18 protein-coding genes are annotated in these 20,468 nt (G+C 65.1%); 14 read left to right on the top strand and 4 right to left on the bottom strand.

Features of this window, described 5'->3' with window-relative positions; genetic code table 11:
• From ACTIF2_RS17170 to ACTIF2_RS17125, 10 genes are read left to right on the top strand one after another with little or no spacing between them, the layout of a single operon-like run.
• On the top strand, positions 1 to 2,049 hold the full coding sequence (locus ACTIF2_RS17170; RefSeq protein WP_439498313.1) for a hydantoinase/oxoprolinase family protein: 2,049 nt from the start codon (positions 1 to 3) through the stop codon (positions 2,047 to 2,049).
• A gap of 11 nt (positions 2,050 to 2,060) precedes the next feature.
• On the top strand, positions 2,061 to 4,064 hold the full coding sequence (locus tag ACTIF2_RS17165) for a hydantoinase B/oxoprolinase family protein (RefSeq protein WP_439498312.1): 2,004 nt from the start codon (positions 2,061 to 2,063) through the stop codon (positions 4,062 to 4,064).
• Positions 4,061 to 4,804: an SDR family NAD(P)-dependent oxidoreductase gene (locus ACTIF2_RS17160; RefSeq protein WP_439498311.1), complete on the top strand. Its 744-nt coding sequence runs from the start codon at positions 4,061 to 4,063 to the stop codon at positions 4,802 to 4,804. Before ACTIF2_RS17165 ends, ACTIF2_RS17160 begins: the two co-directional genes overlap by 4 nt.
• A 25-nt stretch (positions 4,805 to 4,829) precedes the next feature.
• Positions 4,830 to 6,398 (top strand): ABC transporter substrate-binding protein, encoded by a 1,569-nt coding sequence (locus tag ACTIF2_RS17155; protein WP_439498310.1) that lies wholly within the window; start codon positions 4,830 to 4,832, stop codon positions 6,396 to 6,398.
• 42 nt (positions 6,399 to 6,440) lie between these two features.
• On the top strand, positions 6,441 to 7,445 hold the full coding sequence (locus ACTIF2_RS17150) for an ABC transporter permease (protein ID WP_439498309.1): 1,005 nt from the start codon (positions 6,441 to 6,443) through the stop codon (positions 7,443 to 7,445).
• Positions 7,445 to 8,137, top strand: a complete 693-nt coding sequence (locus tag ACTIF2_RS17145; RefSeq protein WP_439498308.1) for an ABC transporter permease — start codon at positions 7,445 to 7,447, stop codon at positions 8,135 to 8,137. Before ACTIF2_RS17150 ends, ACTIF2_RS17145 begins: the two co-directional genes overlap by 1 nt.
• Positions 8,134 to 8,283: a hypothetical protein gene (locus tag ACTIF2_RS17140; protein WP_439498307.1), complete on the top strand. Its 150-nt coding sequence runs from the start codon at positions 8,134 to 8,136 to the stop codon at positions 8,281 to 8,283. The genes ACTIF2_RS17145 and ACTIF2_RS17140 overlap by 4 nt, the downstream gene beginning before the upstream one ends.
• A gap of 4 nt (positions 8,284 to 8,287) precedes the next feature.
• Entirely contained in the window at positions 8,288 to 9,292 is a 1,005-nt protein-coding gene (locus ACTIF2_RS17135; RefSeq protein ID WP_439498306.1) for an ABC transporter ATP-binding protein, read from the top strand.
• Positions 9,285 to 10,298 (top strand): ABC transporter ATP-binding protein, encoded by a 1,014-nt coding sequence (locus tag ACTIF2_RS17130; RefSeq protein ID WP_439498305.1) that lies wholly within the window; start codon positions 9,285 to 9,287, stop codon positions 10,296 to 10,298. The genes ACTIF2_RS17135 and ACTIF2_RS17130 overlap by 8 nt, the downstream gene beginning before the upstream one ends.
• 5 nt (positions 10,299 to 10,303) lie before the next feature.
• Complete coding sequence (locus ACTIF2_RS17125; RefSeq protein ID WP_439498304.1) at positions 10,304 to 11,533, top strand: MFS transporter; 1,230 nt, start codon at positions 10,304 to 10,306, stop codon at positions 11,531 to 11,533.
• A gap of 64 nt (positions 11,534 to 11,597) precedes the next feature.
• Here the strand turns inward: ACTIF2_RS17125 and ACTIF2_RS17120 are convergent, their stop codons facing one another.
• Positions 11,598 to 12,041 (bottom strand): VOC family protein, encoded by a 444-nt coding sequence (locus ACTIF2_RS17120; RefSeq protein ID WP_439498303.1) that lies wholly within the window; start codon positions 12,039 to 12,041, stop codon positions 11,598 to 11,600.
• Positions 12,042 to 12,445: 404 nt separating this feature from the next.
• Here ACTIF2_RS17120 and ACTIF2_RS17115 point away from each other — a divergent pair, with 404 nt between their 5' ends.
• Both ACTIF2_RS17115 and ACTIF2_RS17110 read left to right on the top strand, forming a co-directional pair.
• Positions 12,446 to 13,576 carry an acyltransferase family protein gene (locus ACTIF2_RS17115; RefSeq protein WP_439498302.1) on the top strand — a complete coding sequence of 377 codons (1,131 nt, stop codon included), beginning with the start codon at positions 12,446 to 12,448 and terminating at the stop codon, positions 13,574 to 13,576.
• 191 nt (positions 13,577 to 13,767) lie between these two features.
• The gene (locus ACTIF2_RS17110; RefSeq protein ID WP_439498416.1) at positions 13,768 to 14,448 is read left to right on the top strand and encodes a WecB/TagA/CpsF family glycosyltransferase; all 681 of its coding nucleotides are present in this window, start codon (positions 13,768 to 13,770) and stop codon (positions 14,446 to 14,448) included.
• A gap of 41 nt (positions 14,449 to 14,489) precedes the next feature.
• Here the strand turns inward: ACTIF2_RS17110 and ACTIF2_RS17105 are convergent, their stop codons facing one another.
• Entirely contained in the window at positions 14,490 to 15,548 is a 1,059-nt protein-coding gene (locus ACTIF2_RS17105; protein ID WP_439498301.1) for a glycosyltransferase, read from the bottom strand.
• Positions 15,549 to 15,775: 227 nt separating this feature from the next.
• On the opposite strand from ACTIF2_RS17105, the gene ACTIF2_RS17100 reads away from it, so the two are divergent.
• Positions 15,776 to 16,639 (top strand): DUF6492 family protein, encoded by an 864-nt coding sequence (locus tag ACTIF2_RS17100; RefSeq protein WP_439498300.1) that lies wholly within the window; start codon positions 15,776 to 15,778, stop codon positions 16,637 to 16,639.
• Between the two features lie 117 nt (positions 16,640 to 16,756).
• Here ACTIF2_RS17100 and ACTIF2_RS17095 read toward each other — a convergent pair whose 3' ends face one another.
• A complete protein-coding gene (locus ACTIF2_RS17095; RefSeq protein WP_439498299.1) occupies positions 16,757 to 17,695 on the bottom strand; it encodes a glycosyltransferase family 2 protein in 939 nt (312 codons plus the stop codon).
• A 34-nt stretch (positions 17,696 to 17,729) separates the two neighbouring features.
• Positions 17,730 to 19,073 carry an O-antigen ligase family protein gene (locus ACTIF2_RS17090; RefSeq protein ID WP_439498298.1) on the bottom strand — a complete coding sequence of 448 codons (1,344 nt, stop codon included), beginning with the start codon at positions 19,071 to 19,073 and terminating at the stop codon, positions 17,730 to 17,732.
• Positions 19,074 to 19,387: 314 nt separating this feature from the next.
• Here ACTIF2_RS17090 and ACTIF2_RS17085 point away from each other — a divergent pair, with 314 nt between their 5' ends.
• Entirely contained in the window at positions 19,388 to 20,458 is a 1,071-nt protein-coding gene (locus ACTIF2_RS17085) for an endo-1,4-beta-xylanase (RefSeq protein WP_439498297.1), read from the top strand.
• The last annotated feature ends 10 nt before the right edge of the window (positions 20,459 to 20,468 follow it).

The following is a 20,468-nucleotide window of genomic DNA, read 5'->3' as shown; positions in this document are numbered from 1 at the left end:
GTGGGCTATCGCATCGGCGTCGATATCGGCGGCACCTTCACCGATTTCTGCGTCTTCGACGAGGCGTCCTTCGGGCTGCATACGCTGAAGGTGCTGTCGCGGCCGGATGCGCCGGGCGCCGAGGTGCTACAGGGCCTGGACGAGATCGAGCGCCGCTTCGGCATCTCCCCGCGCGAGGTCAGCTATTTCACGCATGGCTCGACCGTGGGCGTGAACAGCGTGATCCAGGGCACGGGCGCGCGCCTCTGCCTCTTCGTCACCGAGGGTTTTCGCGATGTCCTCGAGCTCGCCCGGCTGAAGATCCCCGACCCCTACGACCTGTTCTCGCGGCGCCCGCCGCCGCTGGTGCCGCGCGACCGGGTGATCCCGCTGCGCGAGCGCATGAACGCCGACGGCAAGGCCGAAACCGTGCCGGAGGAGGATGCGATCGCGGCGGCGCTGGCGCAAGCGGAAGCCGCCGGTGCCGAGGGCATCGTGCTCGCCTTCCTGCATAGCTACACCAACCCGGCGCATGAGCGGTTGGTCAAGCAGGCACTGAACCGGATGCGTCCGGAGCTTCCCGTCTTCTGCTCGGCCGATGTCTGGCCGATCGTGCGCGAATATGAGCGCACCATCACGGCCTGCATCCACGGCGCGGTGCAGCCGCGCGTCTCGCATTATATCGGCCGGCTGGAAGCGGCGCTGCGCGAACGCGGCGTCGGCCCGGCGCCGATGATCACCAAGTCGAATGGCGGCGTGATGACCGCCGCAGCCGGCAAGGAGCGCAGTATCGAGATGCTGCTCTCGGGCACGGCGGCAGGCGTCATCGGCGCCGGCTTCGTCGCGGAACGCGCCGGCTTCCCCCGCGTGATGAGCCTCGATATCGGCGGCACCAGCGCCGATGTCGCCCTGCTGCGCGACGGCATGCCCGATTTCCGCTCCGGCGAACTGGTCGGGCGCTATCCGATCTATCTGCCGACGGTCTCGGTCTCCTCGATCGGCGCAGGCGGTGGCTCCATCGCCAGCGTGGATTCGCTCGGCGTCCTGCGCGTCGGCCCCGAAAGCGCCGGCTCGAAGCCCGGCCCGGCCTGCTATGGCAGCGGCGGAGAGCGGGCGACGATCACGGACGCCTTCGCCGTCACCGGCGTGCTCGGCGCCGCCGAGCTCGGCTACGGCGCGGTCAATGTCGATCGCGCAAAGGCGCTCGCCGTGGTCGAGCCTCTCGCGCGGGGCCTCGCCCGCAACCCCGCCGCCACGGCCGAGGCCGTCATCGATCTCGCCGTCGCCAACATGTATCGCGAGGTCAGCCGGCTGTTCTCGCAGGTCGGCGAGGAGCCGAGCGGCTATGCGCTGCTCGCCTTCGGCGGCGCCGGCCCGATGCTGGGCTGCCTGCTGGCCGAGGCCATGGGCATGGAGACCGTCATCGTGCCGGAGACGCCAGGCGTGCTTGCTGCGCTCGGCGGCCTGCTCGCGGATCTGCGCTCCGATTTCGTCCGCGTCGTTTTCCTCGACGTCGACGCCACGACCATGCCGGCCATCGGCCAGGCGCTAGCGGGGCTCGTCGGCGAGGCGCGCAACTGGCTCCATGGCAGCCAGGGCCATGAGGGCGAAGCCACACTGACGGTCTCCGGCGACATGCGCTATCGCGGTCAGTCCTACGAGATCGAGACGCCGATCGCGGAAAGCTGGATTACGGAGGGGAACGACAAGGCGATCATCGACGCCTTCCACGCCCGCCATGCCGAAATCTACGGCCATGCCGACGAGAAGGCGCAGGTGCAGCTCGTCGCGCTCCGCGTCGTCATCGCCGGAAAGACGCCGAAACCCTCCTTCTCCGAGCGCATCGTCGCAGCGACCGACGTCGCGCCGCAGGAAACCGTGACGGTGAGCCATCGTGGCAGCGAGATCGCCGCTGGCCTGTTCCGGCGCCGCGACCTGAAGCCGGGAAGCCGCTTCGCCGGCCCCGCCGTGATCATCCAGGACGACACGACGACCTGGGCGCCGCCCGGCTTCACGGGCAAGGTCGACGGCTATGGCAACCTCATCCTGAGCAGGGCGCAGATGTCATGACGGCTCACACCATGACCGCGACCATCAAGCCAACGCTCGATCCGGTCACGCTCCAGATCCTGAAAAGCCATTTCGAGGCGGCTGCCGAGAGCATGGCCTATACGCTCCTGCGCACGGCCCATTCGGCCTTCGTCAAGGAGACGGAGGACTTCACCAGCGGCCTGACCACGCCCTGCGGCCAGACCTTCGCGAGCCCGAAGGACCTCGGCGCGACCTGGTTCATCGGACTGGACTACAAGGGCGCGATCGACGCGATTCCCGATTACAGGCCGGGCGACATCTGCATCACCAACGACCCCTATTCCGGCTATGTCTGCACCCATGCGCCGGACATCCACCTGTGGATGCCGATCTTCGAGGGCGAGACGCTGGTCTGTTTCGCGGTCGGCCATATCCACAACACCGACATGGGCGGCGCGGTGCCGGCCTCGCTCTCGCGGGCGCTGACGGAGGTCCAGCAGGAAGGCATCCGCATCCCGCCGATGAAGCTGGTCGAGGCCGGCGTGATGAACGAGCAGGTGCTCGCGATCATGCTGCGCAATGTCCGCATGCCCGACCAGAACTGGGGCGACCTGACGGCGCAGATCGCCTCGCTCAAGACCGGCGAGCGCAAGATCCGGGACGCCATCGCCCGCTTCGGGGTCGAGACGGTCTGCGCGGCGACCTATGGCGTGCTCGATCTCGCGGACCGGCAGGCCAGGCGTCTCTTCGCCTCGATGCAGGACGGCGACTACGTCTTTACCGACTATATCGACGAGGACAGCCCGGGAGGCGTGCCCTGCCGGCTGAAGCTGACCGTACGCGTCAGCGGCGACGAGGCCGTGTTCGACTTCACCGGCAGCGACCCGCAACTGCAGTCGGCGCTGAACATGCCGACCGGCGGCCTGCCGCGCCACATCCTGCCGCTGGTCGGCTACAACTACGTCGTCTATTCGCTCGATCCCACCGTCGCGCTCAATGCCGGGCTGCTGCGGCCGGTGCGCTGCATCCTGCCGGAAGGCTCGGTGGTCAACCCGGTCTATCCGGCGGCGACAGGCATGCGCAGCCTGACCTGCGCCCGCATCCAGGGCATGGTCGTCGGCGCCTTCTCGCTCGCCTTGCCCGACAGGTTGCCGGCCGGCCCAGCCGGTGGCGGCGGCATCCTCAATGTCCGCACCACCGACAGCCGGACGGGGCGCCTCGCCATGGCCTCGATCAACCCGATCACCGGCGGCGGTGGCGGCTGGGCGAAGGAGGACGGACAGGACGGCTCCAACTCCTTCCTGAAGAACACACCGATCGAGATCACCGAATCCGAGGTGCCGATCCGCGTGCTCAGCTACCAGCTCGTACCCGACAGCGGCGGCGCCGGCCGCTATCGTGGCGGCCTTGCCGCACAGATGACCTTCCAGATGTTCACGCCGAACTCGGTCGTGACCGCACGCAACCGCGACCGCGTGCGCTTCTCCTGCTGGGGCCTCGAGGGCGGACAGCCCGGCGCGACCTGCGATTTCCTCCGCAATCCCGGCACCGAGCGCGAAGAGAGCCTCGGCAACACCGATGTGGTGCGCTGCGCGCCGGGCGACGTCCTGATGATCTCGGCCGCCGGCGCCGGCGGCTGGGGCGACCCCTTCGAGCGGCCCGTGACCGAGGTCATGGACGACGTCGCGCAGGGCAAGGTCTCGGCTGAAGGCGCCCGCGACTACGGTGTCGTCATCAACGGCGGAAAGTTCGACGAGGCGGCCACGCAGGTCCTGCGGGCCGGACCGGGCGAGCGCCCCAGCGGTCTCGTCTTCGACAAGGAGCGGCTGTCCTTCGAGCGCATCTGGTCCGACCATGCCTGGGACCACCTCTCGGAAACGCTCTTTGCCCTGCCGATCGAATGGCGCTTCTTCCTCAAGCACGAAATCTTCGCGCTCGTGAACGCGGATGCCGCAGCCGAGTCCGATCCGATTGCGGCGATCGAGCGCGCTTATGCGAGCCTTCTGCGGCTCTATCCGCAGATCGCCCCTCGCAATGTGGAAAAGGTCGCATGAACATCGGTTTCGCAGGCCAGTCCGTCCTGATCGCGGGTGCCGCACGCGGCATCGGGCGCGGGATCGTCGAGGCCTTCGCCGCACGCGGCGCCAAGGTCTTCGCCGGCGACCGGCTCGGCCAGGAGCTGGAGGGACTGCCGGCGCACAGGACGGAGCTCGACCTCCTCGACAAGGCGCAGGTCCGCGCCTGGATCGCCGCGAGCGAAGCCGCCTCCGGCCGCAGCCCCGACGTGCTGGTCTATGTCGCCGGCGGCGTGCTCGGCCAGAGCGCGACGCCGCTGGAGGATGTCGACGAGGCGGCCTGGCGCGCTGTGCTCGACGTCAATCTGACCGGGGCCTTCCTCTCGGCCCAGGCTGTAACGCCCGGCATGAAGCAGGCCGGCAAGGGCCGCATCGTCTTCATCGCCAGCGGCGCGGGCCTGCGCACCTCGCTGACCGGCATCCAGGCCTATGCCTCGGCCAAGGCCGGCGAGATCGGCCTCGCCCGCCAGCTCGGCCAGGAGCTCGGCCCCTTCGGCATCACGGTCAATGCGGTCGCGCCCGGCTTCCAGCGCACCAGTCCGGACTATGAGCGGCAATGGCAGTCCTATTCGCCGGAGCGGCAGGAAGGCATGATCGCCAACACCGCGCGCCGCCGCGCCGGCACGCCGCAGGACATCGCGCATGCCGTGATGTTCCTCGCCTCGGACTATGCGGACTTCATCACCGGCCAGGTCATTTCCGTAACCGGCAGCCCCTGAAACCAGCGACCACTCGGAGGACGGCATGACGACGACACGCAGAGACGCCTTGAAGACGGTTCTTGGCTCCGTCGCCCTCTCCACGGTCGGTTTCGAGGGCGCATCCGCCCAGGCCGGCGGCAAGTTCGTCTATGCCAACAACAGCCCCTACGACAATCTCGACCCCCATACGATCTTCGACACCGCCCGCGCGGCGACCCGCTTCAACCTCTATGACGGGCTCTATCGCTGGGTCGACAACCCGCCGAAGATGATCCCCTGGCTCGCCGAGAGCCACACCGTCTCCGAGGACGGCAAGGTCTACACCTTCAAGCTGCGCCGGGACGCCAAGTTCCACGACGGCAAGCCGCTCACCGCGGAGGACGTGGTCTATTCGATCGAGCGCCTGATCGCGCTGAAGAAGGGCGCCGCCAGCCTCTATCTCGACGCGATCAAGCCCGGCACGACCAAGGCGCCCGACGCGCATACCGTCGTCTTCAACCTGGTGCAGCCCTCGGCGATCTTTCTCACCACCGTCCCCGACATCCTGGTCGTCAACAGTGCGCTGGTGAAGGCGAACGAGAAGAACGGCGACTGGGCGGAAGCCTGGCTCGCGCGCAACGAGGCCGGCAGCGGCTCCTACGCGCTGCGCCGGCACGATCCTGCCGTCGGCTGGACCGCCCGCCGCTTCCCCGAGCATTTCGCCGGCTGGACCGGCCAGCCCTTCGACGATCTCGAGTTCCGCACGGTGCTCGAGACCAATACGCGCGTGCTCGGCCTGATCCGCGGCGATTATCAGGGCGCCGACGGCTATCTGCCCTACGACCAGATCCAGCGTCTCAGGCAATCGCCGAACGTGCAGATCATCGAGCAGGAATCGATGCGCGTCTTCATCCTCGCGCTGAACAACAGCAAGCCGCTGATGAACAACGTCCACTTCCGCCGGGCGCTGGCCTATGCCTTCGACTATGACGGCTTCATCGCCAACATCATGAAGAGTTCCGTCTCACGCAATCCGGGACCGAACCCGAACAACATCTGGGGCACGCCCGCCGGCCTGAAGGGCTACAGCTACGATCTCGACAAGGCCCGCGAGGAGCTGAAGAAGGTCACCGAGCCGCTGCGGCCGATCACCATCAACGCGCTCGCCGGCTTCAGCGAATCCGAGCAGGCCGCGACCCTGTTCCAGAACACGCTGCGCCAGATCGGCGTCGAGGTCGTGGTCGAGGTCTCACCCTGGTCGATGGTGTCGGGCCGGATGCGCAGCGCCAACACGCAGGCCGATATCGTGCCGCTCTGGAAGAGCACCTACTATGTCGATCCCAACAACTGGGTCGGCGAACTCTACGGCACGCGCTATCACGGCACGCGCACCTTCTCCTATTACAGCAACCCGGAATTCGACAAGCGCCTCGACCGCGCACTGGTGTCGGGCGACCAGGTGGAGAGGCAGAAGCTCTACGAGGAGATGACCCAGATGGTGAATGACGATGCCGCCGGCATCTTCGTCTACAACACCAAATGGTACGGACCCTATTCGAGCAAGGTCGAGGGCATCCGCTTCTCCCCGGTCAGCAATGGCCAGGACATCCGCTGGGCCTCGCAGAAGCGATGAGGATCGCGGGCTGATGGCGAGGCCGACGGCAAGGGCTGCAGCATGAACTGGCTCTCCATGGTCGCCAACCGGCTGATCTGGTTCGTCCCGACCTTGCTCGGGCTGCTCGCCATCGTCTTCATCCTGTCGCGCGTCGTGCCGATCGATCCGGCCTTCCTGGCGGCGGGCGAAAACGCCTCCGCCGAGCAGGTCCAGCAGGTGCGCGAGCGCTTCGGCTTCGACAAGCCTCTGCCGGTGCAGTTCCTGAATTATGTGAGCGACGTCGCCCGGGGCAATCTCGGCGTCAGCCTGTTCACCCAGCAGCCGATCATCGACGACCTTGCGACAAGGCTGCCGGCGACGCTCGAGCTCACCCTCGTCGCCGTGCTGGTCGCGGCGCTGCTCGGCATCCCGCTCGGCGTGCTCTGCGGGCTGCATCGCAATTCCTGGCTCGACCACATCCTGCGTGTCGTCACCGTCTCGGGTCTCGCGGTCGCCTCCTTCTGGTTCGCGATGCAGCTGCAGTTCCTGTTCTCGATGAAGCTCGGCTGGCTGCCGCTGTCGGGCCGCCTCGACGGCTTTCCGCCGGAACCCGTCAGTGGATTGATGGTCGTCGATGCGCTCATCGCCGGCGATCGAGAGGCGCTGGTCTCGGCGCTGCGGCACATGGTCTTGCCCACCCTGACGCTCGCCCTGCCGGCGGCGGCCACCGTCGTGCGCTTCACCCGCAATGGCGTCATCGGCGTGATCAACTCGCCCTCGGTCGCCTATCAGACGGCGATGGGCTTCCCGCGCCGCGTGATCGTCTGGAAATATGTGCTGCGGATGGCCCTGACCGCGACGGTGACGCAGCTCGGGCTGATCTTCGGCATCCTGCTCGCGGGCGCGGTCGTGGTCGAGACGGTGTTCGACTGGCCGGGCCTCGGCGCCTATGCGGTGCGCTCGATCCTGCAATCCGACTACAACGCCGTGATGGGCTTCACGCTCTGCACGGGAGCGCTCTTCGTCTTCATCAACCTCCTCGTCGACATGCTGCAGGCGGCGATCGATCCGCGCGGAGCCGCCTGATGGATCTGGTCAAACGCTTCGCCCGCGACAGGGCCGCGCTGCTCGGCGCCACCTTGCTCGCCCTGCTGGTCATCGCGGCGATCTTCGCGCCGCTGCTCGCCCCCTACCCCAACGATGTCTTCGATTTCCACATCGAGCGACGTCTGATGCCACCCGCGCCGGAGGCCTTGATGGGCACCGACCGCATGGGCGGCGACATCTTCAGCCGCCTGCTCTTCGGCGCCCGCATCACGCTGATGCTCGCCGGCATCGCGGTCGGCTCGGCGCTGCTGATCGGCGTGCCGATCGGCCTCGTCGCGGGCTATTACAAGAACTGGTTCAGCGATGCGCTGATGCGGGTGGCCGAGATCTTCCTCGCCGTGCCGCAAATCGTGCTCGCCATCGCCATCGCGCAGACGCTGGGGCCCTCGATCGAGAACGTCATCCTGGCGCTGTCGCTGACCTACTGGCCGTTCTGGGCGAGGCTCGTCTATGCCGAGACGCGCTCGATGCGAAACGAGGTCTTCGTCGAATCCGCCGTGGCGCTCGGCGCCTCGCCCTGGCGCGTCATCGTCCTGCACATCCTGCCCAACATCGCCTCGCCGATCATCGTGCGCACCTCGATCGGCATGGGCGCGACGATCCTCACTGCCGCGACGCTGGGCTTCCTCGGACTCGCGCGCCGCCTCCGACGCCGGAATGGGGCCGCATGATCGCCGAGAGCCGCGAATACCTGCCCGAGGCCTGGTGGTATGCGCTGGCGCCCGGCATCGCGATCTTCCTGACGGTGCTCGGCTTCAACCTCTTCGGCGACGGGCTGCGCGACATCCTCGATCCGCGCACGCGGCGAAGCGTCTGACCCGATGACCGCACTTCTCGACATCAGCAAGCTCTCGCTCAGCTTCCGCACGGAGAAGGGCCCGGCACGCGTGCTCGACATGATCGACCTCGCGGTGAAGCCGGGCGAGATCGTCGGGCTCGTCGGCGAATCCGGTTGCGGCAAGACGACGCTCGCAAGGTCGATCCTCGGCACCCTGCCGGAAGGGCTGACCGAGATCGGCAGCGGCCATATCCGGCTCGACGGCGTCGACATGCTGCGCGGCGGCAAGGCGGCCGAGAGCATCCGCGGCCGGGTCGTGACCTTCGTGCCGCAGGACCCGTTCGCCAGCTTCAATCCGTTGTTCAGGGTCGGCACCCAGATCGCCGACCTGATGCGCTGGAAGGCGCCGCGCCCGGCAGGCTCGCGCTTCGGCGGGCATCGCCGCGCCGACGAGGACGCGGCGATCGCGATGCTCGACGCCGTCCAGCTGCCGCAGCCGCGCGCCATCCTGGCAAAATACCCCCACGAATTGTCGGGCGGACAGCGCCAGCGCGTGATGATCGCGATGGCGCTGCTGCCGCAGCCGCGCCTGATCATCGCCGACGAGCCGACGACCGCGCTCGACGTCACGGTCCAGGCCCAGATCCTCGGCCTGCTGCGGCGGCTCGCGGTCGAGCGCGGCGTCTCGGTGCTGTTCACGACGCATGATCTCGGCGCAGCCTGGGAGATCTGCGACCGCATCGTCGTGATGTATGCCGGCCAGACCGCCGAGATCGCGCCGCGCGAGGCCTTCTTCGCCGACCCGCGCCACCCCTATACCCGCATGCTGCTGGACAGCCTGCCGGAGCCGGGGCGCGACCCGGTCGGCATTCCCGGCGGCGTGCCGAGTCCCCTCACCCCGCCATCCGGCTGCCGTTTCAACCCGCGCTGCCCGCGTGCGACGGAACTCTGTCACGAGACCCGTCCGGCCCTGGCGGAAAGCCATGGCGGGCATCTCGTCGCCTGCCATCATCCCGTGACCGCCAGCGCGGAGGCCGTCCATGTCTGAGCCGCGCGCATCCGAACACCGCTCGCCGGAGCCATCGCCTGCCCTGCTCGACGTCGCGGGGCTCGCCCGCCATTTCCCGGTGCGCGGCTTCCTGAACCGCCGCGTCGGCACGCTGCGCGCGCTCGACGATGTCAGCTTCTCGGTCGCGAAGGGCGAAGTCCTGGGGATCGTCGGCGAATCCGGCTGCGGCAAGTCGACCCTCGGCAAGACGCTGATGGGCATCCATGAGCCGACGCAAGGCGAGGTCCGACTCGCCGGCGCGCGCATCGCCTCGCCGGGCCAGAAGCGGGCGGCCGAGGTCAGGGCGCGGCTGCAATATGTCTATCAGGACCCCGGCGCCTCGCTCGATCCGCGCTGGACGCTGCGCCGCTCGCTGCACGAACCGCTGATCATCCACACCGACTGGCCCCGCGCCAGGCGCGAGGAGCATGTCCAGGCGATCGTCAAGGCGGTCGGCCTGCCCCAGGCCCATCTCGACCTCTATCCGCACGAGATCAGCGGCGGCCAGCAGCGTCGCGTCGGGCTCGCCCGCATCCTCGTGCTCGGGCCGCAACTCATCATCTTCGACGAGCCGACCTCGGGCCTCGACGTCTCCGTGCAAGCGACGGTGCTCGCCCTGTTTCGCGATCTCCGGCGCGAATTCGACCTGACCTATCTGTTCATCAGCCATGACCTCGCCGTCGTGCGCTCGATCTGCGACCGCGTCGTCGTCATGTATCTGGGACGCATCGTCGAGATCGGAGCGACCACTGACGTCTTCAATACGCCGCGCCATCCCTATACGCGTTCGCTGCTCGCAGCCGCGCCCCGCATAGGCGGACCCCGCGTCACCGAGAACTTCACGCTCCAGGGCGAGCCGCCCGATCCCTCCAACGTTCCATCCGGCTGCCGCTTCCGCACCCGCTGCCCGCTCGCGATCCAGGCCTGCGCCGAGATCGAGCCGCAGGTCGAGCTCGAGGGCGGGCATGGCGTCGCCTGCCTGCGCTGGCGCGAGCAGGCCGCCTGACGCCGATGCCAGCCAGCAAGCCGGCGGACCACGAGTCTTCCTGGCTGACCGCACTCGTGACGATGGTGGCGGTGCAGATGGCGACCGCGTTCCTGTCGCGCATCCCGCCGACACTGGCGCCGGCGCTCGCCGCCGAACGCGGCTGGTCGGACGCGGTGGTCGGCTATCTCGCCAGCATGAACACGCTGGGGTCGATCCTGTTTCTTGCGCTCGGTGCGCCGTTCCTGCGCCGGCTCGGCTCCGTGCGCGCATTGCAGGCTGGTCTCCTGCTCGGCGTCTTCGGCGTGACATTGCTGCTGCCGCCCTTCTCGGCAACGGCCGCAATGGCATCTCTCCTGATCGGGCTCGGCTATGGCCCATCCTCGCCGGCCGGCAACGACGTTCTTCACAGAACGGCCCCGCCGCAGCGACGGGCCATGATCTTCTCGATCAAGCAGGCAGGCGTGCCCATGGGCGGCATCATCGCCGGGCTGGTCCTGCCCCCCATCGCCGCGGCCTTTGGCTGGCGGATCTCGCTGCTCGTGCCGGGACTGTTCGTTCTGGCGATCATCCTGGCCGTGCAGCCGATGCGTGCGGGTCTCGATGCCGGCCGCAAGCGGGACGAGGCCCTGACGTTGCGCGCGCTCTTTTCGCCCGCCAATATCGTCTCGTCACTGTCGGCCGTCATGGCATCGGCCTCGCTCATCCGGCTCGCAGCGGCGGGCGCATGCCTCGCGGTCGGACAGGGCATCTGGTTTGCCTATCTGATGACCTTCGCGGTTTCCGTCCTTAGTTACGATCTCAAAGCCGCCGGCGTCGCCTTCGCGATCATGCAGGCCACGAGTGTCATAGGCCGGATATTCCTCGGCTGGCTCGCCGACCGGTACGGCTCACCCCGACGGCTGCTCGGCCTGATCGGCCTTGCATCCGGGCTGACGTCGCTCGTCATGGCCTTCGTCGGACCAAGCTGGGCCTTTCCTGCTTTCTGCGCATTGACCGCGGTCGCCGGCATCAGCGTATCCAGCTGGAATGGCGTTCATCTCTCGGAGATTGCCCGCGCTTGCCCATCCCACCTCGTGCGGGAGGCATCTGCCGGGGCAACCCTGATCATCTTTCTCGGTTATGTCGTCGCGCCGGCAATGTTTGCCCTGCTGCTGACGCTGACGGGGCGCTTCGACATCGGATTTCTGGTCTGCGCCTGCTCCGGGGCCTTGTGTTTCGCGATCATGCAAGCTCCGAAGCACCAATCAGGCTAACGGCAGACCAGGTCGCGGCGCTTCGGCGCCGAAGCGCCGCGATTTTAACAGGATTTGGTGTGGATCAGCCCTGCGGCCTCCAATCAGCGGCCGGAATGACATTGATCATCCATGGAACACCGAACCTGTCGACGAGCGAGCCGAAGCCGGGCGACCAGAAGGTTTCCGCGAACGGCATGACCGCCTTGCCCCCTTCAGCCAGTTGATCGAACCAGCGCTGGCCCTGGGCCTGGTCCTTGGTGTGCAAGGTGACGTCGAAGCCGTTCTTGGGCTTGTCGATATTGGGGGCCCAGCCAACATCCATGTCGGCGCCCATCAGCGCCTGGTCGCCGGCTTCGAGCCAGCAATGCATCAGCCAGGTCTTGTACTTCTCGTCTGTGATCGGCATGCCGGGAGGCGCGTCGCCATAGGGTATCGCCGCGGTGATCTTTCCGCCCAGGACCCTGGCATAGAACTCGAACGCCTCGCGGCACTGGCCCCGGAAGCCCAAACTGGTCACAATCTTCATGGTCGTCTCCCTTCTGATCGAAGCTTCGATGCCCACCAGGCGAGATTGAGCTGCCAGGATACGCCGAAGCGGCTGGTAACCCAACCGAAGCGCTTTCGATGCCCTCAAAGGCAGGGTGGGAAGCCGACGCTGCAGTCTGTCCCGAAACCGGACATTACCGTCTCTATCGCGGAGCTTTTCGGCTCTTGCGCCCCCCACACTCTCAACATCGTCTTCGCCAGGTCGGCCAACGAGAATGGCTGTGCAGCGCGGCGGGCGCCGCGCATCGCGGCACCGGCGGCCGGTTTCTGCCATCGACCTTGCGTCCGGACGGCACGGGCCTTGCTCTGTTCAGGTGCGTCTGCGGCCGATAAGCCGGCGCGTTTCACTCCGCGACAACTCGAAGCGCAAATGGACCGGTTTTGATGGTTGTCGTGATCCAATATCTCCGCGGTCTGGCTGCACTGCTCGTCGTCTATGCCCATCTCGATACGCAAACCTCGAGGATATCCCCCGACCAGCACCTGCCTTATGCCTCCATTGGAATCTGGGGCGTCGACATATTCTTCGTCATCAGCGGCTTCATCATGTACGTCGCCGCCATCGAGATCGACGCCAAGCCGGGACATTTTCTGCTGAGGCGGGCGATCAGGATCGTTCCGCTCTACTGGTCGCTGACGGCGCTGATCGTCGCCGGGGCCTATGTCGCGCCCACCATGTTCGTCAGCACACGCCTGGACGCGAGCCACATCCTGGCGTCGTTCCTTTTCCTGCCGTGGTCCAATCCAGCCTATGAGGGCTTCTGGCCGGTGCTAATCCCTGGCTGGACGCTGAATTACGAGATGTATTTCTATGCCGCGGTGGCGATCGGTCTTTTCGCGCCTCGGCGGCTCCGGATCATCCTGACCTCGGCGATCGTCATCGGCGTCCTGGTCGCGGTCCAGACCTCGAAATCGACGGGGCCCGTCTCCTTCTATGGCAACGACATCGTCATCGAGTTCCTGTTCGGTCTGCTGGCGGGCTATATGTTCACGAGGGTGAGGCCGCTCGGCACGCCGCTGGGCCTGCTTCTGATCGGCCTGTCCTTCTGCCTGGTCATCTGGATGGCCGATATGGAATCGGTTCCGCGGTCGATCGCATATGGCATCCCCGCTATGATGGTCGTGCTCGGTAGCCTTCAGCTGGAAGGACTGGCCAGACATGCCCCTTTCCGGCCCGCCCTGCATCTCGGCGACATATCCTACTCCCTCTACCTGACGCATGTCGTCACGTTGCCGATGGCGACCGCCATCTTCGTTCGCCTCGGCGCGCAATACGGTTTTGGTGCTTGGCCATATCCGTTCGTCGCCACCCTGTGGGCTCTGCTTCTGGCGTCGCTCGTCTATCTTGCGATCGAAAAACCGTTGACGCGGACGCTTCGGGGGGCCACCGGAGAACGACGCGCGCCCCCGATGCCAGCGTTTGATCCACCAGCCCAGCGAGGATCGACGATCGTACCGGACGAGCCCTACCCTCGCCCTGCCGCCGAGGATGTGGCTGGCAGCACCCGAATCTGATCGTTAGCGATATTCATGACCTCTGCTGGAAAGGTCCGGGCCCCTGTGCGATCAAGCTCCGCGAACGGATCGCGAGACCGTATCGGAGCTATTGGAGGCGTCGCATGCCTGTAGTTGGGGAGGAGCCGACGACCACGATCGGTGGCTTACCCATCACGGCGTCGGATAGGCAAGCGTCCGCGCGCTTGCTGGTGGACACCGCTCTGCGGGCGCGAGGCCAAAAGCAGCGGCCGTTCTATTCAACCTCGGCGAACGGTCAGGTCATCGCGCTCGCGCGAAGCGATGCAGCGTTTCGCGACCTTCTCCTGGAAGCGGACCAGATCCATCCCGACGGGATGCCCATGGTCCTCCTGTCGTCCCTCGTGTCGCGAGTACCACTGCGGGAACGCGTCGCGACCACCGATCTCATACATGACGTCGCGGCCTTGGCGGAGGACGCTGGCGTCAGCTTTTATTTCTTCGGCGGGACGCCTGAGGTCAATCGCGCGGCTGTCCTGCAAATGACGAAGGCATATCCGAAGCTGACGATCATAGGCGCGCGGTCAGGATATTTCGAACCGGAGCAAGAGGCCGATATCGTCGAGGAAATCTCTTCCCTGCGGCCGGATATACTTTGGATCGGCCTGGGTGTGCCGCTCGAGCAGCGTTTCGTTTCCCGCAATATCGACCGGCTTCACGGGGTCGGCGTGATCAAAACGTCCGGCGGTCTGTTCGACTTTCTGTCGGGGCGGAATTCCCGTGCGCCGCGCTGGATGCAAGCCGCCGGGCTGGAATGGGTCTATCGCACCATATTGGAGCCACGTCGGCTCCTCGGTCGCTATCTCAGGACGAACGCTATCGCGGTGTGGCAGATCGTGATGCACTCGAAATGACAAGATTGTCCTAGCGAGGCGGTCCCGATGAGCGGTCGCCGTCAGGGGCAAATCGTCTTCCCAACCGTCCGCCAGACCTCATCGATTGCCGAGGCGAATTCCACGCGTTCAGGAGGAACGGCGGTCAAATTTTCGATGGCGTCCGCGACGGTGTCGGCATCGGCATCGGTCGGGACCAGACGGATGGCGCCAGCATCGATCAGCTTCCGATACAGAGCGTGGTGCTGCAGCGCATCTTTGCGGACGGGCGCGTTGACGACGACGGGCTTACCGAAAAGCGCTGCGGCGAGCACGCTGGCCCGGCGGGAGGTAAGGCCCTCCGAAAAAACGTAGCAGAAGACGTCGACCGGTTCGAAGATCGCGAAGAGCTCGCGGTCATCGTCGATATAGCCGGTCACGAGCACATGTTCCGCGAGCCCCAGCGTCTGCACGAGCCGAAAGAATTCCCGCTCGACGTCATCCGTTCCCTTGATGAACGAGCCGACGAAGACGACGAACACGTCTTGCCCGCGAGCGATCAGCCTCTCGGCGACCTGCAGCACCGCCGTCGATTGCTTTTTCGGATAGATCGACCCGAACTGCCCCAGGATCAGGCGACCCTGGCGACGCTGCTCGCGAAGGGCCTCGCTCACCGAAGATGCTCGCAGCTCCGGAGGCGCCAGCAGGTTGGGTGGAATCGGGATCAGCCTGCGATCGGCCGCCGCCGCCATCGACAGCTTGCTCCTGTCGAATTCCTCCGCGATCTCGGGCGCCGAGAATATGATCCTGGTGGCCAGCGCGATCACCGGCGCCAGCACGACCCTCCGTTTCCAGTCGAGCGCTTTCCACTCGTGCAGGACGACGACGACCTCTTTGCGTTTCAAGCGGGTCGCCGCAGCGACCAGCAGCGGCGAAACGAGTTTTTTCTTCCAGGCGACGATCGGGAAATTCAGCACGATCCCGTCGAAGTCACGGAGCCGCTCGGAGAACCGGGCTGCGCCGTCCCCCAAAACGCAAGTCCCGCTTCGACCGGGCAGCCGGAGCGCGAGCTGCCGTGCGAATTCCTCGACCCCGCAGGTCTGGGAGGCATCCGACAGGAGGATGAGATAGCGCTTCGACATTCTCGGAGAATTCTGGCGTCTTTCGATGGTGCAACGCCAAGTTAGGATTGTGACGTTAACGGATCACCCTGCGAACTGGATCGATGCGTTCCGCGCGGCTGCGGTTCGCCCTAGATCGCCGCGCGTCCACGTGGACGCGATAACGGCGATCTATGTATTTGTTATCGCATCGGATTCTTCCGGAAAGTGGATTCCACTTTTCGGTCCGATGCTATAGGGGACGGCGAATGATCGGTGATCTTTGCTTGGTGACGCCGAGCTACCACGGCGATTTCGAGCGCTGCAGGTTGCTATGCGAGTCGATGGACCGCTTTTGCAGCGGACATTCCCGGCATTGCATCGTCGTCGACGACGAGGACTACGTCTTGTTCTCGCAACTTGCCGGGCCGGGCCGCGACGTGATCGCCACCTCCGAGCTTCTTCCACCTTTCTGGACGGTCGGGTGGTGGCAGGGGCGTCGGTATCGATGGCGCCCCGGCATCGGCCTTCCCGTCTATGGGTGGCATCTCCAGCAATTGCGAAAGATCGCGATCACGCTCGCGCAACAGAGCGATCGCATCGTCTGCATCGATTCCGACACCTGCTTTTGCCGGCCAGCGGATCTCTCCGAGCTCGGCGCTTCGGCTCGCGTGCCCCTCTTCGTCCGCAGGGCAGCGATCACGCAGGGCCAGGTCAATCATGTGAGATGGCGGGAGAACGCCTATAAGGCCTTGGGCACCGCCCTGCCCCCCTTGCCGGGAGACGATTTCATCGGGTCGATGATCACATGGGAGCGCGCTACGGTCCGTGTCATGACCGAGCGTATCGAGGCGGTGAACGGTCGGCCTTGGTGGGAGGTTCTCGCCCGCCAGCGCGATTTTTCCGAGTATCTGGTTTATGGCGCGGCCGTCTCGAGCGATCCGGCCTTGTCGCAGCGACATGAGCTGGTCGAGACATCGCCTTGCCTGACCTATTGGTCCGGCCCCCCGCTCGACGAACATGGCGTCACGCAGCTCATCGATCAGCTGCGACCGGATCAATACGGATTGATGATCCAGTCGCATACGCAGACCCCCGTGAGCACCATCCGGTCGGCGATCATGCGCGGGTGATCCCGGCAGGGCTTGAGCACGCGCCGATCGGATTGCGCAGCAACCCGATCGGATCACGCGTTCTCTATCTAAGGCGGATTCACCGATCAGGTTGTTCCGACCTGATCGGATCCGGCTCTAGGATGACGATTTGTACGGCTTCGGCAGCAAGCCGAGGCTCGCGGCGATACGGCCGACCGACATCAGCAGCGGATGGCTCGCGAGCAGGGGTGAGCGGGTTCGCAACAGAACCCGCAGTCCGCGTAGGACGCCGAGAACGAGACTCGGCCCGTTTTTCAGAAGCGCGATCGCCAGCGGCTTATGCAGTCGATCGATCATATAGTTGATGCTGCCGGTTCTCACGGAGCGCTTCGCCAGGAACGACGCGGTGGTGCGATCGGGCGACACGAACTCATGCGCCACGGCTTGCGCACACCACCATGTCTTGAAGCCGGCCAGGCGGCAGCGCGCGAAGAATTCCATGTCACCCCCGCCGAGGAAGTTGAAGCGGGTATCAAAAGGGGGTGTCGGCAAAGTTTCGAAGACCCTTCGGCGGATCAGGCAATTCCCCGAGCCGTGCAGCTGATCTATCGGGCGGGTCTCGCCGTCGATCGAGGAAAAGAGTGGGTGCTGCATCACGGCGGCGTCCGGCTGGATCTCGAACTGGCGCAGCACGGGCCCTCCGACGAGATCGGCACTCACGTCGGAAGACAGGTCGACCATCGATTGCAGCCACCCCGGCAAGGCGATTTCGTCGTCGTCGATCATCAGGACGTATTGGGCGGCGGGATAAGTCTCGAGCGCCACTTCGAAGGCGCGATTGATGGCGTGACAATTGCCCTGGCTATGCTCGACGACCACACTGTGCGGCAATGTTGTCGCCGACAGGATCTCGTTCGCCAGGGCTGCGCCGATCGGATTTTGGGCGTCATTGTCGACGACGACGATCGCGAAACCGAAATCGCTGTGTTGCCCCGTCACTGAATGCAGCGTGCGACGCAGCCATTCCGGGCGCCGGAATGTGGGAATGCATATGACAGCCTCGACAGGCATGAGGCGCTGCTGCTGATCGGTCATGCGAGGCGGTTCAATTCGTCCATCCATTTTCGGATCAGGATGCGAGCTGGGTTCGTGTCAGGGCCTCTGGATAACCCGTCGCTTTCAAATTTCCGTATGCGAGCATGCGCAGACCGAACACGGCGATCAGCATGGTGAACCAAACGGGACCGTGATTGTCGAAAAACGGACTTTCGAGGCATGCCAGAAACAGCATGAAAAGCCAGCAGCGGACGAACAAGCGGGTCAGCTCGGGATGCTCGGCACGCCGGAACGCCAGGCCCGCGTGGCGGCAGGGCAGCCAAACCAGCCAGATCATGATGAGAAGAAGCAGCGGAAACCCACCGTTGATCGCCTGGTCGAGATATCCGTTATGCGCGTTGGCCGCCGTAACGGCCCAAGTCGAGTCTGCCTCTTCGCTATAGACGAGCGCATCCATTTGCCAGAACGTCTGAAAGCCATGCCCGACCCAGGGCCGCTCTGCGATGGCTCCCAGCGCCAGCTTCCAGACCGATGCCCTATCCGTGAAAGTCGGATCGATGCCGAACGAAATGAGCAGATCTTGAGCTTCGCGCGATATCGCGGCCGATAGCAGAACGTAGTTCATCAACGCCAGGCAGGAGACCAGAAACACGATCCTGAAGGGCCCGATCCGTTCGAAAAACCAGCTCGCGACGAGGATAGCCGGCAACATCGCCGCCGATGTCTTTCCTCCCGCATTCAACAGGAACACCGTGGAACAGCATACGATCAGGGCGCCCCACCAAAACGATCTGGTCTTCATGAAAAAAATGCCGAAGAACACGGCGAACACCATCGCGGCCGCCGCAACATTCTTGTGGCCGAAGTGACCCCGCCACGCACCTGCGAGTTGCTGCTCCAACGCGTCGGACCCTTGATGGATGGCGAGTTGGGGGAAGACGAGTACCCCCAGGAGAGACAGCAATACGGCCGTCAGCACGCATGTTCCGATCAATTTACCGAACTGGTCGCTGTCGCGAGGCAAGAGCAGAGCGCTGCTGGCACACAGGCAAACGAGCATCGCATAAACGATGCGGCGAAGAGCTGTCGCCGGAGCATCGGAAAATGCGGCCGTGAAGAGCAGCCAGCAGAATATGACTGCGAGCAGCCCATACGAGCGCAAGACGAGCCAGCGCGCCGGATGGTTGGCGAGCACCAACAAAACAAGCGCCGCCAGGGCGATGACGATGAGCTGGTTCATCAGGTTCGACGACATGCCGTACGCCGTCAGCAGTTCCGATGCATTCGGATCAGGAAATGGCGCGATGCCGATCCAGAAAAAACAGAAGACGACAACAAGCAGCAGCGGCGAGAACCAGCCGCCTTCGGCGTCGCGGACAGAACTCATATCTGACACGATCAGCCTCTCGTCATTCACGTCATATGCAGGCTTCCGGCGAGGTCGATCGCCGGAACGGTACGGTAAAGTAAGGGGAGAGCACCCAGTTGATCGCGATGATACCGCGTGCTCGATGACAACCTATATCGGTCCAACCAACCCATGATGGCGCTCTCGGCTTCCGCTATTGCCTAAGGTCAGATGGCAAAAGCCCTGTCCGGACCATCAGAGGACCATCGCGTTAAGTATGCCATAACAAGCGGCAGCCGCTCGCCAGCTCTACGTCGACCAGTGTGCTATTTCATGGATCGCGTCGTGCGGATCGAAATGGTTCGTCGAAAAGGAGATTGTCGTTGCACCGAAGGCAATTCGTCCTGGGAGCTTTGGGCGCGGGGCTGACCGCGGGATCGGCGCCGGCTTTCGCCCAAGCGGGTCCGAAGGAATGTACGCGCGCTGCGATACCATTCGGCGCCGCCATCAGGGTCGACCTGCTTCGGGACGATCAGGAGTACCGTCGGGCGGTCCTCGGCCACTGTCAGCTGGTGGTTGGCGAGGGAGGCCTGAAATGGTTCGACCTGCGGCCCGAAGCCGACAAATTCGTTTTCGACCAGCCCGACCGACTTCTCGCATTCGCAGATGCCAACGGCATGCGGATGCGCGGCCATACGCTTGCATGGTACGCCGCCATGCCGAAATGGACCGAGGCGATATCGACGAAAAAGGAAGCGGAGCGCGTGCTGTACGAGCACATCGACACGGTCGTCGGCCGCTATAAGGGGCGGATCCCGAGCTGGGATGTGGTGAACGAGGCGGTCAGCGAGGATCCGACCGCCGAGACTCCGATGCGGAAGTCGATCTGGCAGGATCTCATCGGCACGCAGCATGTCGAGCTGGCATTCCGCCGGACGGCGGCCGTCGATCCGAAAGCGCAATTGGTGCTCAACGACTTCGGCTTCGAAAACCCGACGGATCGCTGCCGAGCCAAGCGAGCGGCATTTCTTCGCTTGGTGCGGAACCTGAAGGATCGCGGCGTCCCGCTTCACGCCATAGGGTTGCAAGGCCACCTTCCGGGCGAGCAGGAGATCGACAAGGACGGCATATCGCGTCTGGTCGCCGAACTGCATGGCATGGGCCTGTCGATCCTGGTGACGGAACTCGACGTCATCGACGACAAGCTGCCGAGGGATCGCGCCATCCGCGACGAGATCGTGGCATCGCGAGCCCGAGCCTTCCTGCAGGCGATCGGCGACGTCTGCCGCCCGGAAGCGGTCGTGACATGGGGAATCACCGATCAGTTCACCTGGGTTCCGATCTGGTTCCGCCGAAAGGATGGCGACCCCAACAGGCCGCTTCCGCTCGACGCCAATTACCGGCCGAAACCGCTGATGCGGGCGATCCAGGAGTTCACGCGCGCCAAGGCCTGATCTCGAACGG

The sequence above is a fragment of the Allobosea sp. genome (genome assembly GCF_051860145.1).
In the GTDB taxonomy this organism is placed as follows: Bacteria; Pseudomonadota; Alphaproteobacteria; order Rhizobiales; family Beijerinckiaceae; genus Allobosea.
The sequence above is the reverse complement of the archived record's forward strand: the minus strand, read 5'-3'. Positions and strand labels throughout refer to the sequence as shown.